At 45.7% G+C, this 15985-nt stretch carries 13 protein-coding genes; 10 read left to right on the top strand and 3 right to left on the bottom strand.

Annotated elements, in window-relative coordinates; genetic code table 11:
• Positions 1-3 precede the first annotated feature (3 nt).
• Complete coding sequence (gene metB / locus ACVBIO_RS10055) at positions 4-1164, bottom strand: cystathionine gamma-synthase (RefSeq protein ID WP_447161480.1); 1161 nt, start codon at positions 1162-1164, stop codon at positions 4-6.
• A gap of 210 nt (positions 1165-1374) precedes the next feature.
• Between metB and metJ the strand changes: the two genes are divergently transcribed.
• Together metJ and ACVBIO_RS10045 are read left to right on the top strand one after the other, a co-directional pair.
• Positions 1375-1689 (top strand): met regulon transcriptional regulator MetJ, encoded by a 315-nt coding sequence (gene metJ / locus ACVBIO_RS10050; protein WP_012153825.1) that lies wholly within the window; start codon positions 1375-1377, stop codon positions 1687-1689.
• Between the two features lie 183 nt (positions 1690-1872).
• Positions 1873-2604 (top strand): sulfite exporter TauE/SafE family protein, encoded by a 732-nt coding sequence (locus tag ACVBIO_RS10045; RefSeq protein WP_447161479.1) that lies wholly within the window; start codon positions 1873-1875, stop codon positions 2602-2604.
• Between the two features lie 9 nt (positions 2605-2613).
• Here ACVBIO_RS10045 and ACVBIO_RS10040 read toward each other — a convergent pair whose 3' ends face one another.
• Together ACVBIO_RS10040 and ACVBIO_RS10035 are read right to left on the bottom strand one after the other, a co-directional pair.
• The gene (locus ACVBIO_RS10040; RefSeq protein WP_447172508.1) at positions 2614-3807 is read right to left on the bottom strand and encodes a conjugal transfer protein TraF; all 1194 of its coding nucleotides are present in this window, start codon (positions 3805-3807) and stop codon (positions 2614-2616) included.
• A 208-nt stretch (positions 3808-4015) separates the two neighbouring features.
• Positions 4016-4930: a LysR family transcriptional regulator gene (locus ACVBIO_RS10035; protein WP_447170172.1), complete on the bottom strand. Its 915-nt coding sequence runs from the start codon at positions 4928-4930 to the stop codon at positions 4016-4018.
• 146 nt (positions 4931-5076) lie between these two features.
• On the opposite strand from ACVBIO_RS10035, the gene ACVBIO_RS10030 reads away from it, so the two are divergent.
• The 8 genes from ACVBIO_RS10030 to ACVBIO_RS09995 form a co-directional block, all read left to right on the top strand.
• Positions 5077-5796: an SDR family oxidoreductase gene (locus tag ACVBIO_RS10030; RefSeq protein ID WP_447172507.1), complete on the top strand. Its 720-nt coding sequence runs from the start codon at positions 5077-5079 to the stop codon at positions 5794-5796.
• 395 nt (positions 5797-6191) lie between these two features.
• Positions 6192-6521 carry a c-type cytochrome gene (locus ACVBIO_RS10025; RefSeq protein ID WP_447172506.1) on the top strand — a complete coding sequence of 110 codons (330 nt, stop codon included), beginning with the start codon at positions 6192-6194 and terminating at the stop codon, positions 6519-6521.
• A 180-nt stretch (positions 6522-6701) separates the two neighbouring features.
• A complete protein-coding gene (locus tag ACVBIO_RS10020; RefSeq protein ID WP_447172505.1) occupies positions 6702-8414 on the top strand; it encodes a DUF3373 domain-containing protein in 1713 nt (570 codons plus the stop codon).
• A 49-nt stretch (positions 8415-8463) separates the two neighbouring features.
• Positions 8464-9867: a tetrathionate reductase family octaheme c-type cytochrome gene (locus tag ACVBIO_RS10015; protein ID WP_447172504.1), complete on the top strand. Its 1404-nt coding sequence runs from the start codon at positions 8464-8466 to the stop codon at positions 9865-9867.
• 294 nt (positions 9868-10161) lie between these two features.
• Positions 10162-11820, top strand: coding sequence for an ABC transporter transmembrane domain-containing protein (locus ACVBIO_RS10010; protein WP_447161472.1), 1659 nt, complete (start codon positions 10162-10164; stop codon positions 11818-11820).
• 2 nt (positions 11821-11822) lie between these two features.
• On the top strand, positions 11823-13940 hold the full coding sequence (locus ACVBIO_RS10005) for a peptidase domain-containing ABC transporter (RefSeq protein WP_447172503.1): 2118 nt from the start codon (positions 11823-11825) through the stop codon (positions 13938-13940).
• Positions 13933-15258 (top strand): HlyD family type I secretion periplasmic adaptor subunit, encoded by a 1326-nt coding sequence (locus ACVBIO_RS10000; protein WP_447167182.1) that lies wholly within the window; start codon positions 13933-13935, stop codon positions 15256-15258. Before ACVBIO_RS10005 ends, ACVBIO_RS10000 begins: the two co-directional genes overlap by 8 nt.
• A gap of 14 nt (positions 15259-15272) precedes the next feature.
• The coding region (locus tag ACVBIO_RS09995) for a hypothetical protein (protein WP_447161469.1) at positions 15273-15985 on the top strand (713 nt) is incomplete at its 3' end.

The raw sequence follows: 15985 nt of genomic DNA, 5'->3' as shown, positions 1-15985 counted from the left end.
TAATTAACAAGCGGCTGCAGCATTAAGCGCAGCTTCAATATCGGCAACAAGATCGTCAGCATCTTCGATACCAACAGAAAGACGGATAAGCGTATCTTTTACGCCAGCTTCAGCGCGAGCCTCTGGCTCCATCGCCCTATGTGTCATGGTCGCAGGAACGGCCACTAAACTTTCAACGCCGCCAAGACTTTCTGCAACTGAAAAATAATTAAGATTTTTTAAGAACTCCACCAACTGGGGCTCCCCACCTTGGAGCTCAAAGCTCAACATGGCGCCAAAACCTTTTTGCTGCTTGGCCGCAATCTCATGCCCCGGGTGATCTTTAAGCCCTGGGTAATAAATTTTGGATACAGCTTTATGATTGACTAGGGTATCAAGAATTCGTTGCGCATTCGCCTGATGTTCGCGAATTCGTACTGCAAGTGTGCGAATTCCGCGCAAAGTGAGATAACTATCAAATGCTGAACCCGTTAGCCCTAATGTATTTGACCACCAATGCAGCAACTCTCCGACTTCAGGATCTTTAGCCACAACAGCGCCGCCCACCACATCACTATGACCATTAATATATTTTGTCGTAGAATGGATCACGATATCGGCGCCAAGTAATAACGGCTGTTGCAAAATAGGTGACAGAAAAGTGTTATCGACGACGACTAACGCGCCGACTTCATGGCTAGCCGAACTGATAGCTTCAATATCGACCACGCGAAGTAAGGGGTTCGACGGTGTTTCTAACCATACCATCTTAGGTTTTTGCGCTATCGCCTGATTAAGTGCCTGTGAGTCAGTCTGATCCACTACTAGCAACTTAAACTGACCTTTCTTGGCAAGGTTAGTAAATAAACGGTAACTGCCGCCATAACAGTCATGTGGCACGACAAGTAAATCATCTGGCCCGAGTAGATTTGTCGCCAAGGTGATTGCCGCCATACCAGTGCAAGTCACCACTCCCGTCGCACCTTTTTCAAGTTCGGCAATCGCATCGCCAAGAATGGAGCGAGTTGGGTTACCCGAGCGGCTATAATCGAAGTCTCTTGGATTTTTATGACCATCAAAAGAGTAGTTAGTTGACAGGTATATTGGCGGTACAACAGCGCCATGTTGGCTATCGGACTCAATGCCTTGACGCACTGCCGCGGTGGCAAGTTTACGCTCGGTCATGTACTACTCCTTAGTTACTGATTTTCTTATTAGAGATGTCTGGACGTCTAAATGTACCTAAGCACATCCTCCTCGTCAACCACTTTAGACGTTTAGACGTCCATGCATATAGAAATCTATTTGCATTTATCATAAATAAGAGGCAATAATTTGACTGCACAATTTAAAGGGTTAAAATCTGCCCCGAATTTTGAAATTACAGGTGAGTCAATGACTGAGTGGAATGGCGATTATATCAGCCCATATGCTGAACACGGCAAAAAGAATGAACAAGTGAAAAAAATTACTGTGTCCATTCCTTTGAAAGTACTTAAAGTACTTACCGATGAACGCACACGCCGCCAGGTGAATAACTTGCGTCACGCCACAAACAGTGAACTGTTGTGCGAAGCATTCCTGCATGCATACACAGGCCAGCCACTGCCAAACGATGCCGATCTAACTAAAGATAAACCCGACAGCATGCCTGCAGAGGTTAAACGTCTAATGGATGAAATGGGCATTGAGTGGGAAGAACTTGAATAATCTTCATTGATTATCGACAAACATGATCTCCAGATAAGGACTGCTTAGCAGTCCTTATCTGCTTCTATACCACTATAAACGTGTAGCAGACTGATAGTTTGCCTGTAAATCGATTCACGCCATCGTCACTGATAGGCCAACCTATATTCGTTCCCATATAAGCCGTCTTGGCTGGATAAACAGATGATCGAACCCATTACATTACTACTTGCCTCACTGATTATCTTTTGTGGCGCACTAACCCAAAGTCTTATCGGCTTTGGCCTAGCCGTCGTTGCAAGCCCCTTGCTGTATATCGTCGATCCGAGCCTAGTACCTGCACCTGTTATCATGATGGGATTCTCTATTGCACTGCTGACCCTATTTAGAGAGCGAGGTCAGCTTGAGTTTAATGGCCTGCAATATGCACTCTTAGGTCGTATTCCTGGCGGCATACTCGGCGCGACGTTGATTTTAATTGCGCCGCAACCGATTTTAGGTCTGGCGATAGCCGCGATTGTGGCATTGGCGGTTGGTTTAAGCTTGATGAAGTTTAGTATTCCAGTGAATCGATTTAGCTTATTTATCGCAGGCATTTTATCCGGTATTTTTGGCAACATAGCCGCAATTGGCGGTCCGCCACTGGCCATCTTGCTTTCAGGTAAAGATGCAGGCCAATTTCGCGCCGCTCTATCGGCCTTTTTTATCTTTAGCTCGATGATTGCTTTGATCATTTTGGCATTTGCAGGCTTGCTGACCTTGCATCACTTTTATATCTCTTTAATGCTATTACCCTCTGTGATTTTGGGATATATCGTGGCAGGGCGATTAGTAGGACGAGTCGACAAACAAAAAACCAGAGCGTTAACTCTGGCTTTATGTGGCGGCAGTGCGCTTATCCTAACCATTAAATCAACGATAGAGTTAATGGGTTAACGTTACTCGTTAGAAATGGTAGGAGGTTTGCAGCACGCCTCCTACCGCATTGTCATCACCAAACATACCGGTGAAGTCTAAGAAAAAAGAATCACCGAAGGCAAAGCCTGAACCCAATGAATAGAGATTAGCTGTAGAGTCTTTCATATCATGGCGATAACCCACTCGTAGCGACATCCAATCAAAGGCTCTAACTTCCCCCCCTAAGCGCCAATATTGAGTACCATCGAGCTCTTTAAACTTCTTATTTTCAATCAGATCGATATCTGTGGTTACCGATAAAATACTCCAGTCATAAGCCACTCCAGCGGTTACTAAGGGCTCTACGCGGTAGGTAAACTTTTGCCCTTCAACTTCTATGGTATCCACATCTTGGCTAATCAAGTTTCTCCCCGACAGACCTAGCGTCAGCCCTTCAAATGGTTGCAAGGCGACACCGATATCGAGGTTAAAGTTAGTCTCATCATTACGGTACTTAACGTCGTCAAAATCACTGGCATCAAAGTTATTCGCATTGGCAATATAGTTATAGGTGTCAACGCGCTGAAACTTTGGCGATATACCCACTGCAATCGGCATATTGACGATAGAAAGTGGAAAACTCAATGCAATACCTAAATCTGATACTGCGCCGCCTACTACTTGCCCTTGAGAGTCTAAATCAGAAATTTGTGGTGGATTATTAGGATCTAAATTATTGAGGGTATTGATATCTGACTGCGCGATATTAGCAACGCCGACGGCGTTGACATAAGTCTTATAGAAGATTGCCATCGGCATTCTTTGATGTGGAATGGCCACGCTGAAACCAAGCCCTGCACTCGCATAGGTTGAAGTGCCCTTTAACGACTCTAAATCAGCTACTAAATCATCACGAAATTGATTAATATCACCACTATTGCCCGTATCAATCGCATCAGCTAAGCCATCGTATGCGTCAATCAGCGAATCAAACTTATCTATCATGTCATCGCTATCAGCCATATCGATTCCAAGAACAGGCATCAGCAGTACTGCAGAATTGTCTTTATGCGCATTAATCGCGAGTAAGGCAGGATTAACAAAAGCCGCCCCCTCTTTATTTGAAGCTGCAACGCCCGCTCCCCCCATAGCATCGCTTCGAGCCTCATAATATTCTTGCCCTGCATAGGCTGAAAAGCAATGTAACAAGGCACAAGCTAGTGCTATTTTCTTTAGGTTCATCCATTCCACCTTTTAATGTCCTTAACGCTCTAAGCAGCAATACGACTCAAATCGAAAAAAGGTTATTTTTGTTCTTAAGATATTCTAAGACAAAATCGACTAAAATGGATGACAAATTTAACTTTAAATAAACATTTATATAGCAAAATGTTTGCCACCCCAATCATCAGTAACAAACCGATTAAAGGGGGCTCAACCTTATTTCAATTCAATTTTTTGGCAACGCCACATATTCCATAAAGTGCTGTGTAGTGAAATCAATAAACTGCCTTAATCGAGCTGGTTGAAACTGATCTTTGTTATAAAGCAGATAAAGCGGTGTATCCGATATGGTCCAATCTTCAAATACATGCACTAATTCACCGCTATCTAACTCCGTGCTACAGTAAATTTCAGGTAATCTGACAATACCATTTCCTGCCAACGCACTACTTTTCATCACGCGGCCATTTTTACATAAGAAAGTGCCAGCAATCGTGACCTCTGCCTTTTGGTTTTTATCGCTACGAGAGTGATAATTCCAGTGGTATACCGACCCGGTAATACAGGCATGGCTCTTCAACTCTTTTGGATGTTGAGGACGACCGCGCTTAGCAATATAAGCCGGCGATGCCAGTGTACAATTGGCAATGTCCATCAACTTTCTCGCCACCAAGCCTGAGTCTTCAAGCTCTCCCATTCTGAAGACCAAATCAAACTCATCAAGCACTAAGTCTACTCGCTGGCTACTAAAATCAAGATGGATCTGAATGTTCGGATGTTGGCTCATAAAGTCGTTCACCAGTTGGTTGACGATCTCTTCACCGATATAACCACCAACGCAGTTAATATTGATTTTTCCCTGCAAGTTATGGGCGTTATCAACCGTCTTGGCGACGGCTTGCTCCATAACATCTAAGGCATGTTGGCAGCGCTCATAAAAAAAGCTGCCCTGCTCTGTTAATCGCTGCGCCCTTGTTGTGCGAGTAATTAGGGTCACTCCCAGGTAGCGTTCTAATTGCGTTAACTGCTTTGAAAGGTGAGAACGAGAGCAACCTAGCTTTTCAGCCGCAAGGGTAAAACTGCCTTTCTCTGCAATCACGGTAAAGGCGCGAACATCTGCTAAATTTAGGTCTTGATACATGAACGGCAATCCATTTTATCTCGGTATGTTGACGAGCATTAGAAGTCATATGTAAACAATCATATTCTCTATAGATTATATATCAACAATATTGGTTTATATAAAATACTCATCAATCGAGATCCTACCCCCTTATTGAGGCTGATATGAAACAATTAATCGTTATTACAGGTGCATCTTCTGGTATTGGTGCGGCAATGGCTAGAGCCTTTAGCGCTAAGGGTCACCCACTGCTTTTACTGGCACGCCGCATTGAACCTATGCAAGCTCTGGCACTTGAAAATAGCTTATGCGTCAGTGTTGACGTAACTGATGCAGATGCAATGAAAAGCGCTATTGCTGCAGTCGAAGCCAAGTTTGGCCCTGTAGGTTGCTTAATCAATAACGCTGGAGTCATGCTACTGGGCGCAGCGGATGTTCAAGATCCTGCCGAATGGAGCCGTATGCTTAACATCAACGTGATGGGTGTACTCAATGGTATTCACGCGGTTCTTGCCGATATGAAAGCGCGCAAAACAGGCACCATCATCAACGTGAGCTCAATAGCAGGCCGCAAAACATTCCCGAACCATGCGGCATACTGTGCCACTAAGTTTGCTGTACATGCACTCACAGAAAATATCCGTGAAGAAGTCGCCTTAGATGATGTGCGTATGGTGACGATTGCGCCTGGGGCAGTTGAAACCGAATTATTAAGCCACACCACCAGCGAAGAGATCAAAGCGGGTTACAACGAGTGGAAAGAGTTCATGGGCGGAGTGATTGAGCCAACAGCGGTTGCTGATGCAGCCGTGTTCGCCTTCGAGCAACCACAAAATGTATGTGTGCGTGAAATCGTATTAGCACCTACGCGTCAACAGCCTTAATCTTCCCTCACACAAGTTAATGCCCTTCCAGTCTTTCTGCTAGGGCTTTTTATTAACAGCAAGTCAACCTAGTTATCACTTTAGGGATAGCTAAAACCCAAAAACGTGACACAGACCTCGCACCAAAAACACTCCGCAAGACAAAAACAGATAATCAAAATCACACTCAAAACCATAAAATCCTTTAAAAACAAAAGCAAGCACACACACGCCAACCTCCATTAGATTTTATTCAATGATCTTTTTATCAATTAGATTTTTATCATGAACATGATCAAGCTCAATATTTAACCCAACAACACCCGCTAAATTTAGTAACAACACGGAAGCATTTTTAAAGCATTTAATTAACCACGCAAAGGACGGCATCAAACCTATAAAAAAGTAAGGAATTGATGATGAAAACAATCTCAAAAATCGGAATAGGCCTTGTCCTTGCGCTGTCTTTGGGGCTTCAAGCCCAGGCTGCAGACGGCGGTAACCCTAAAAAGGGTAAGCACCTTTATAAAAAAGAGTGTAAAGCCTGCCATAGCAAAGGTGATGTGGGGGGAGAGATCACTCCAATGACAAAAACCATGAGCCAGTGGGATCGCTTCTTTAAACGTATGAAGCACAAAGGTGATCAAGAAGCCTTTAATGCGCTATCTGAAAAGGACTTAAAAGATATTCAACAGTTCCTTTATGACCATGCGGCTGACTCAGATCAACCGCAAACCTGTGGCTAAGACGCGGTAAGCCGACTTACCACCATTCTTAGATTCTCAGAGTAACCAACAGATAAATTAAAAATGGGGAAAGCCTCAGGGCCTCGTGCTGCCAAAAATCAGCCAAGTCCAGGTTGCCCCTCAACATCAATCGAGACAAGACAACAGCAAGATAAGTCAAACCTCGAAAGGAGAGATGTTATGCGTACCCTTATATCACTACTCGTTGCCAATGCTATCGCCTTATCTGGCAGTGTATATGCCAATGAAAACGACGCTCAAAAAATTTCAGATCTAAAGCAACAGCTAGAGGACATCACCAGCGAGATTGACGATCTCAATGATCGCGTCGATAACAATGAGCGCCACTCCGCCCTCGACAGAATTTTGATCACTGGCGACTTTCGTACCAAAGCTCACTCACTTCACTATCAAAACGTGACCTGGAACCCTGCAATAAAGGTCAATTTTAGTGACTTTGGTGCCAAAGCGATGTCCGGCGTATTTGGCATGCCAAATGATCCAAGCTCACCTTTAGGCAAGATGATGGCAGCAGATCCGAATTTAGCGGCGGCATTCCAAAGTGGTCAGCTTCAGGGGATCATGCCTTATGTTTTAGCTCAAAAAACCACTCAAGATATCGATAACGATATTTTTTACACCACAAGGTTACGCCTCAATTTAAAAGCCAAAGTCTGGGACAACGTCAGTTTTGCGGGCCGGCTCTCTATGTATAAAAACTGGGGCGACTCTACCGGAGTGCAAGTATTCGATTCTTGGCGCTCATTTACCATGGATGGCACCAGCAGCGGTAACACCAGTGGCGACTGGCTAAGAGTCGAGCGCGCTTATTTCGACTGGAAGAACATCAACGGTTCACCATTCTATCTCTCCATTGGACGTCGGCCTTCAACCTATGGCCCCCCAACCCAATATCGTGAAAATGAGCAACGAGGCGGAACGCCATCAGGTCACTTAGTCAACTTTAACTTCGATGGTGCCACATTAGGATACAAGCTCGGAGAATTGACCGGAGTCGATGGCCAAGTTGTGCGTATCTGTTATGGCCAAGGCTTTGAATCCCAGTGGGGTAATGGCGAAATGTTTGGCGATATCGTCACCAAAGATACTCACTTAGGTGGCTTTAATATTGATGCGATAAATGATGGCAAAAACTTTCTTCAATTCACCCTCTTTGGCGCCAAAGATGTCAATGATGGCTTTAAAGGCACCATGGCCTTCCCGACTCAGCTAGCGGGCATTTTTGCGCCAACTATGTATCAAGATATGCAGAAGTTCAGCAACTTTAACTTTGAAACTCGAGTACAGCCCAGCGGTGTTATTGGCGATATGTTCTTAGGTGGGATCGGCTTTGCACGTGAAGAAGATAATGACGTGAAATGGTTTATCTCTGGTGGTTGGACACGCGCTGATGGTAACGGCAACGCAGGCATGTTCGGTGGCATGTTAAGTGATGCCGTTTTTGAAGCTCAGCTTAACGCCGATGGCACTGAGATCATCATGATGCCAAGTGCCGCTGACGACAGTGGTCCAAAAGAGGGTTACGGTGCCTATGTCGGTATTCAGATCCCTGCCCCATACGGAAAATTTGGTCTCGAATATAACTATGGGTCTAAATACTGGACCCCATTCACGCAAGCGCAAGACGACCCTATCGGCAGTAAGCTAGCGACTCGTGGCCATGTCGGCGAAGCCTATTACATGTTTGATATCAATCCACGTATGTTTATCAAGCTTGCAGGTCTCTACTATGACTTTGAATATACGGGTAGCGGCACCCCTGTGGGAGCACCTCAAGATATCGATGAGGTTATCGCAGGCACGGCTTACTCAATGTTACCCGTCGTCGACACCGCCTTTGATATTAACGCCTCTCTCACCGTCAACTTCTAACAAAAATGGATTCCCCCTCGGCTAATTACCGAGGGGATGGAGATTCGTCATGAAAACCATAGCTATCACACTCAGCCTGCTCACTATACTCCTACACTGCACTAGCTCCTGGGCAGCCCAAGACCATAGTGAGTTTATCCAAGGGCCATTTGCAACGGGTTCAGACGTTACAACTCAGTGCATAGAATGTCATGAAGATCATGCCGCAGACTTTATGAAATCATCACACTGGACCTGGGAACTAGAGCAGTCTCTTCCTGGGCGCAGCGTAAAGCGTGGCAAGAAAAATACCATTAATAATTTCTGTGTTGCGATCTCCAGTAACGAGCCCCGCTGCACAAGCTGTCATGCGGGTTACGGCTGGAAAGACAATAACTTCGACTTTACCGATATGACCAAGGTCGACTGTCTTATCTGCCACGACACCACCGGCACCTACGTCAAAGACCCTGCTGGCGCGGGTGAAGTCTCAAAGAAAGTCAACCTTGAACGGGTGGCGCAAAATGTAGGAACACCTGTGCGAGACAACTGCGGAACCTGCCACTTCTATGGTGGCGGGGGCGATGGCGTCAAACACGGCGATCTTGATTCTTCTATGTCTTACCCAGACAAACGTACCGATGTGCATATGGATACTGACGGTAATGACTTTCAGTGCCAAGACTGTCACGCCACGCTCAATCACCAAATAACAGGTAATGCCATGGGCGTCTCACCTGGAGGTAATAACCCAATCGGCTGCGTAAACTGTCACGAGAGTACGCCCCATGAAAACAGCAAGCTTAATGAGCACAGCCAAGCGGTTGCCTGCCAAACCTGTCATATTCCTGAATTTGCTAAAAACGAACCAACAAAAATGAGTTGGGACTGGTCAACCGCGGGCTCTGACCGGGAACAAACCCGAGATGAATATGGCAAGCACAACTACATGAAAAAGAAAGGTGACTTCGTATGGGCTAAGAATGTTATACCTCAATACGCCTGGTATAACGGTAAAGCCGATGCTTATATGGCTGGCGATAAAATACAGCCTAACGCTGTCACTAAGCTGACTCATCCTTTAGGCAACATCAAGGATCCTAAAGCCAAAATCGCACCTTTTAAAGTACATACGGGTAAACAGATCTACGACAAGAAGTTAAATATCTTCATCACCCCAAAAGTCTTTGGTAAAGATGGCTACTGGAAAACTTTTGACTGGGATAAAGCTGCTCAACTGGGCATGGCGCAAAATCAAACTATGGCCGAAAAAGGACTTAAGTACAGTGGTGAATATGATTTTGCTGCCACAGAGATGTGGTGGCCAATCAACCATATGGTTTCACCTAAGGAGGATGCCCTCAAGTGTAAGGATTGTCATAGCAAACAAGGCAGACTCGATTGGCAAGCCTTAGGCTATGACGGAGATCCGATGAAAGTTAAAGCAGGCCAAAAACACGCAAAATATCATTAACAGCAACGGATAATCATCAGTAATAACGACCCATAATCCTGCCAACTGACCTTGCAGAGACTCCAGTAGTAAGGTGATTCGTCAGCCAGCATTATCGACATCCGCTGGCTGACTCTTTTTCATTATGCCTTTTAGTTAACCGCCTCTCCCCCTTGTGCACCCATAAAGAAAACTCTTCTAATGCTTCTTTTTGACTATATCCATGCTGTTAAATTTAAGTTAAGTTACTGTAAACACCCATTTGTGGGCTATCATTTAAACACTGTTTTACTCCGTCTAGGATGAGGTCAGCAAATGAGAAAAAATTTAAGCTTAATAAACAGTAATCGGGCTTGGGCCGAACTGTTTCTTTCCTCAATCTTCATCAATTTGCTCTCACTTGCCCTCCCCTTTACCATGCTGCAAATCTACGACCGTATTTTACCGAATCAAGGCTACGGCACCGCAAGTGTGCTGGTCTCTGCCGTTGCTGTCGCTATCTTGCTGGAGTTACTACTACGCTATGCTCGTAGCTGGATGTTGGCGTCATCCGCGGCTAACTTTGAGCTCAAAACGACCACTAACCTTGTTAGCGCCCTGATGCGTTCTGATTACCATCATGTGGAAAATCTCGGAGCGGGTAAGGTTTCTAATGGACTGGCAAGCATTGCTGCCATTCGTGAACTCTATTCAGGCCAAGCCTTAGTTGCCTTGATGGATTTTCCATTTGTCCTGATCTTTTTAGCACTCGTCGCCTATATAGGTGGCCCACTCGTGTTTATTCCCATTATCGTTTGGGCGCTTATTGGGGCCTTGGTGCTAGTGATAGGCCAAAAATTAACCCGAGTCACTGAAGCGTTAGCGCTAACAGATAATGAACGCTCTCGTATGCTGATATTGGTATTGTCGGGGTTAACCACGGCAAAAGCCTTAGCAATGGAGACGCGACTATCGACAACGTACAATGAGATCAATTACCGCCGTCTTGCACTGCAACAACAGGTCGACTGGCTTTCATCCAAGCTACAAGAACTTATTCAAGGCGCATCCCAAGGTACGACCTTATTAATCGTACTGATTGGTTGCTTAGAAGTGCTAGATGGAGATTTAACGACTGGTGGCCTAGCCGCTTGTTCAATTTTAGCTGGACGCGCAATCGCTCCTCTTAGCGCAATCATCAGTTTACGATCTCGACTCGTATCAGCTAAAACGGCCATGTCTCATGTCGATGATTTAGCCAAGCTACCTCTAGAATCCTTTAACGGTCACACTCAGTATCATCAAAAACTCCCCCTTGGGCCGATTACCTTTGAAGCTGCAGCAAGTCACCAAGTAGGCGCAAAACTCGCGAACTTTAACCTGAATATTCCTTCGGGTAGCTTAGTGACTATCACATCAGATCCACTAACCCACGCCAGTTTATTATTGAGTGTTGTTGGCGCATTTCACCATTTAGAGCAAGGAACAATTTATATCGCAGGCATTGCACAGCTAGAGCATAACGCCAACGAATATCGCCAATCAGTCACCTATGTATCCCCCTGGCCCACTCTTTTTGCAGGCAGCCTACTAGAAAATATGACCATGTTTAGACCGGAGCGAGAATCAAGAGCGATGGAGATAGCCGAAGCTTTAGGTTTGACGGTGAGTATCGCGAAACTCCCCGCAGGTTACCAAACCGAAGTCGGCGTGAATGACAGTCAAATGCTTAATAAGGGGGCGATTAAGCTCATTGCATTGGTAAGAGCGTTAGTGCAGTCACCTTCTATTTTATTACTCGATGAGCCATTGATCTCATTAGATACCGACTCACAGGTGCGCTTGCTGACAGTACTTAAACAGTACCAAGGCAAGATGACCATATTGTGCGCCTCTCACTTTGACACCCTTAACAGTCAAAGTGATTTGCGGGTCAATGTCAGCGCAAATGGCGAGTGTGAAATACTGCCAACAACATCACCGGCACAAGGATGAATATGATGACGACAGATCCCGTAAGTGTTCATTCTGAAAAGCAGCCTGACAAGCCAGAGCTAAAACCCATACTCATCAGTTTATTTCAACAGCTTGGACTTTTTGCTCAAGCGACCAACTTAATCAATGACCAAACGTTCCAAGATATTGATACCTCTCAGTTAGCAGGCTTACTCAAGAAGCACCATATCGGCTTTTCAGTGTACAAGTTACACCAGCAAGCCATCGCTCAATCGATCCATCCATTTATTGTGGTACCCGAAACTGAGCCCGCCTTTATTGCTCGCCGCCGTGACGAGCTATTTGAAGCTTTCGATATCGCTACAGATCAATGGCAAAGCATTCAAGAAAGTGCCATCCCCAAACCTGCACACCTGTTTGTTATCGAATACCTGCCAAGCAGTAAACAAAATATTCGCGCCTTTGCCGCGCACATGAGCAAAAGGGCTAAATGGTATCGTCCAGTATTTTGGCTTAGTTTGCTTTCAAGCCTGACAGGCCTGGCTGTTCCCCTGTTTACCATGGCGGTTTACGATAAAGTCATTGGTGGGCAAGCTCCCAATGTACTCCCCAGCATTGCACTCGGCGCAGCGCTCGCATTGGGAATATTAGTCGCCAGCCGATTAACTCGCGCCAATGTATTAGCCACCACCAGCAACCGTTTCGCCAGAGATCTTTCCGATCTGACCTTTAGACGACTACTCAGCATGCCTTTGATGGTGCTCTCTCGAGTGGGGATCTCCAATCATATGGCAAGAATGCGCAACGCTGAAAAAGTACGAACTTTGTTAGCCGGTCCCGGCGGCGCAGGCTTGGTCGATCTGCCATTTACCCTCATCGCCTTTGTGACCATCGCCCTACTAAGTGGTTGGTTAGTCATCGTCCCCATTGTGATGCTATTGCTTTTTTACCTCGTAATGAAAGCTGTTAATAGATATGCACAATCGGCTTCACCGACGATTAGTGGTGATTATCAAAACTCGATTAATGAGCTAGCAAAGAACCTATTACAATTAAAAACCAGTGGAGAAACTGACGGCTGGAATACTAAATTTGCTCGTCAATGCAAAGAGAACTGTCGACAAAACTTTTTATACGCAAAACGCAATGGCCTTAATGCCGCCGTCGCTCATGCAATGAGCCTGCTTACTGCGTTAGTCACCGTATTTACAGGGATTTTCTTGGTGTTAAACCAGAGCATCAGTCCGGGAGCACTCATCGCTTGCGTCATGCTGATTTGGCGGATCACGGGGCCGGCTCAACTGGCTTTTTCCTCCAGCCAAAAAATCACCATGATGGGCTCTGCAATTACTCAGTTTGATCGTTTTATGCAAGCAAGCACTGAACAAAACGAGCTTAGGCTCGATACACCCGATACACATCAAGCACCCGGCATCAGCTTTCAACATGTAACGTTACGCTATTCTGCAGACTTAGAGCCATCCCTAGCCGGTGTTACCGTCGATATTGAGCCTGGAGAAAACGTTGCGATTATCGGTCCAAATGCTTGCGGTAAAACCTCAATGCTATTGGCGGCGATCGGTGTTGTTGAAGCCCAAGCTGGCTATGTCACAGTCAACAGTAAGAATCTTAAGCAATATGATCCTGAAGCTTTTAGACAGTGGGCCGCTTTTTGTCCTGCAGAACCGGACCTATTTCCTGGCACCTTAGCCGAGAACCTGCGCATAGCAAAACCTGAAGCGACAGATGCGGAGCTGACTAAAGCCTTAAAAGACGCAGGAGCAAACTCACTGCTCAATGCACTTGGAAATGACTTAAACATCAACCTATTTAATCGCGGTCACACGCTTCTCTCTGCCGTTGAAGGTAGCTATATTAGTCTGGCTCGCGCCTTACTTAAGCAGTCCAGATTTATCGTACTAGACGAACCCATTGCTAACCGTAACCCTATAGCTAAGGCGCAACTCCTCAAAACCTTTAGTGAACTTAAAGGACAGGCAACGGTGCTATTTACCAGTCATGACCAAGAGTTGATCCAGCAAGCCGACAAAGTCGTAATTTTAGATAAAGGTGCTGTGGTTTACGCCGGCCCCATTCCAGAACAAGCACCTCAGCAACCACCCGCTGCGTCATCTCAGGAGAACCTCTCTAATGGATAATCGACAACTAGCAAATCGAGTCTGGCCTGAGCACGAGTTTACCGATGCGATTGAGGCGCCAGCGGAGCGAAAGCTGATCAAGCGTATTATTTTGCTTATCACAGGCTCTATCCTGATCATGCTGCTGTGGTCTATTTTTACCCATGTTGAAGAGATCTCTAAGTCCAAAGGCCAAGTGGTACCGCTAGGACATAGACAGGTTATTCAAAGCCGTACAGGAGGCACCATTGCTTCTGTTGAAGTCGAAGAAGGCGATGTCGTTAAAGAGGGCGATATACTTGCCACCTTTGTCTCGATTGACAGTCAATCGGCAGAGGAGGAGCTCGCCAGTAAACGCGCTAATTTACTACTCAAAATTGAACGTTACGATGCCTTTATCGATAAGCGTGACGCCGACTTTACTGAGTTTGCCATTGAGTATCCACAACTGGTCAAGCTACATACCGCCTCACTAAAGCGTATGAATGAGGAGCGCATTGCGGTAGAAAGACTTTCTGAGTCTGGTATTGCTAAGTCCCAAGCTGAAATTGACGGCTTGCAAGCAGAAATTCCACCGTTAAGCGATCAGATTAAAACCGCAGAGCAAACACTTAAGATGATGCAATCGGTCACCGAGGTGCAAGCTGTGTCTAAGCTACGTATTTTAGAGTCTCAGCAAAAACTTGATGCCTATATCCGTGAGCTAAAAAGCATGGAAAGTAAGCAACAAGTGCTGGCCAAAAACTTGCTCAATTTAGAGCAACAACTGAAACAGAAACAAGCAACCTTGCTCAAAGAAGTTGGGGAAAAACGTACCGATGCTCAGGCTGAACTGCTGGGTATTATTGCCCGCTTAAAATCATCTGGATCTCTGGTCTCTGAAAATACCATGACCGCCCCCGTCGATGGCATTATTCAATCCATCCCCTCCACGTCATCTGGCAGTGTTATCCAACCAGGTGGAACGGTTGCCGTAATTGTACCTATGACCAAAACCGGCTTAATGGAAGCTAAACTCTCTCCGCGAGATATCGGCTTCGTTCGTGTTGGTCAACCTGTACGGATCAAAATTGATGCCTTTGACTACAGTCGCTACGGCGCCCTTGATGGCATAGTCAAACGGATATCTCCGAGCACCGATGCCGATGAAAAAGGCGGCGTATTTTACAAGGTGCAAATTGCCATCGATAAACCCTATTTTTCCGATAAACCGGGTCAGTTTGATCTAATCCCTGGCATGACTGGTGAAGCAGACATCGTCACTGGAGACAAAACGGTATTTCAATATCTATGGAAGCCTGTATTTACTAACGTAACCGAAGCTTTTGGTGAGCGATAAAGAGGATGTAAATAATGAGTCATGACGAGAATAAGCACACATCAGCCTCTAAAACACCTAATAACGCCACCGATAGCGAACACGCGCAGCAAAAAAAACGCGATCAAAAATCGAAGTTAAAAGCCAAACAACTCGACAAAGATGTTGCTCGCTTAAAAGCAAAAGAGCTTCGAGATACCGAGAAAGCGACAAGCATTGGTAATAAAGATCTCGTTGCCGATAAATCTTGGAGCGCCGCCACTCCCATAGCAGATGTAGACACTAGCCCCTCAAACAAGGCAGCCACCGCAAGCGAAGATCCTCTAGCATCCACACGTTCAAATAATGACAATGTACAAGCTCAAGCATCAGCTATCCAGCCCAGTAAAGACGAGCAAGTTACCCCTCCAGCATCACAAGATAGCCAAGCTCAACAAGCAACAGGAACACGTCCGCATAGCGCTATCCAAACTTCAGGTTTCAGAGCCGGAGCACATTTTCATGCCACTTCAGATAAAAGCCCCGAGTTAAGCACGATTGCACAACCGCTGACCTTTAGCGCAAATGAGCATAATCAGCCTCATTTTACGGTAGCGATGACAACTGATACTAATGCTCAGCAAGTCAGCACCCTGCAAAATAAACCCACTTTAACAACTACCGAGACTGGCACTGGCACTGGCACTGGCACTGGCACTGGCACTGGCACTGGCACTGGCACTGGCACTGGCACTGGCACTGGCACTGG

This window comes from Shewanella sp. 0m-8, assembly GCF_052977265.1.
The sequence above is the reverse complement of the archived record's forward strand: the minus strand, read 5'-3'. Positions and strand labels throughout refer to the sequence as shown.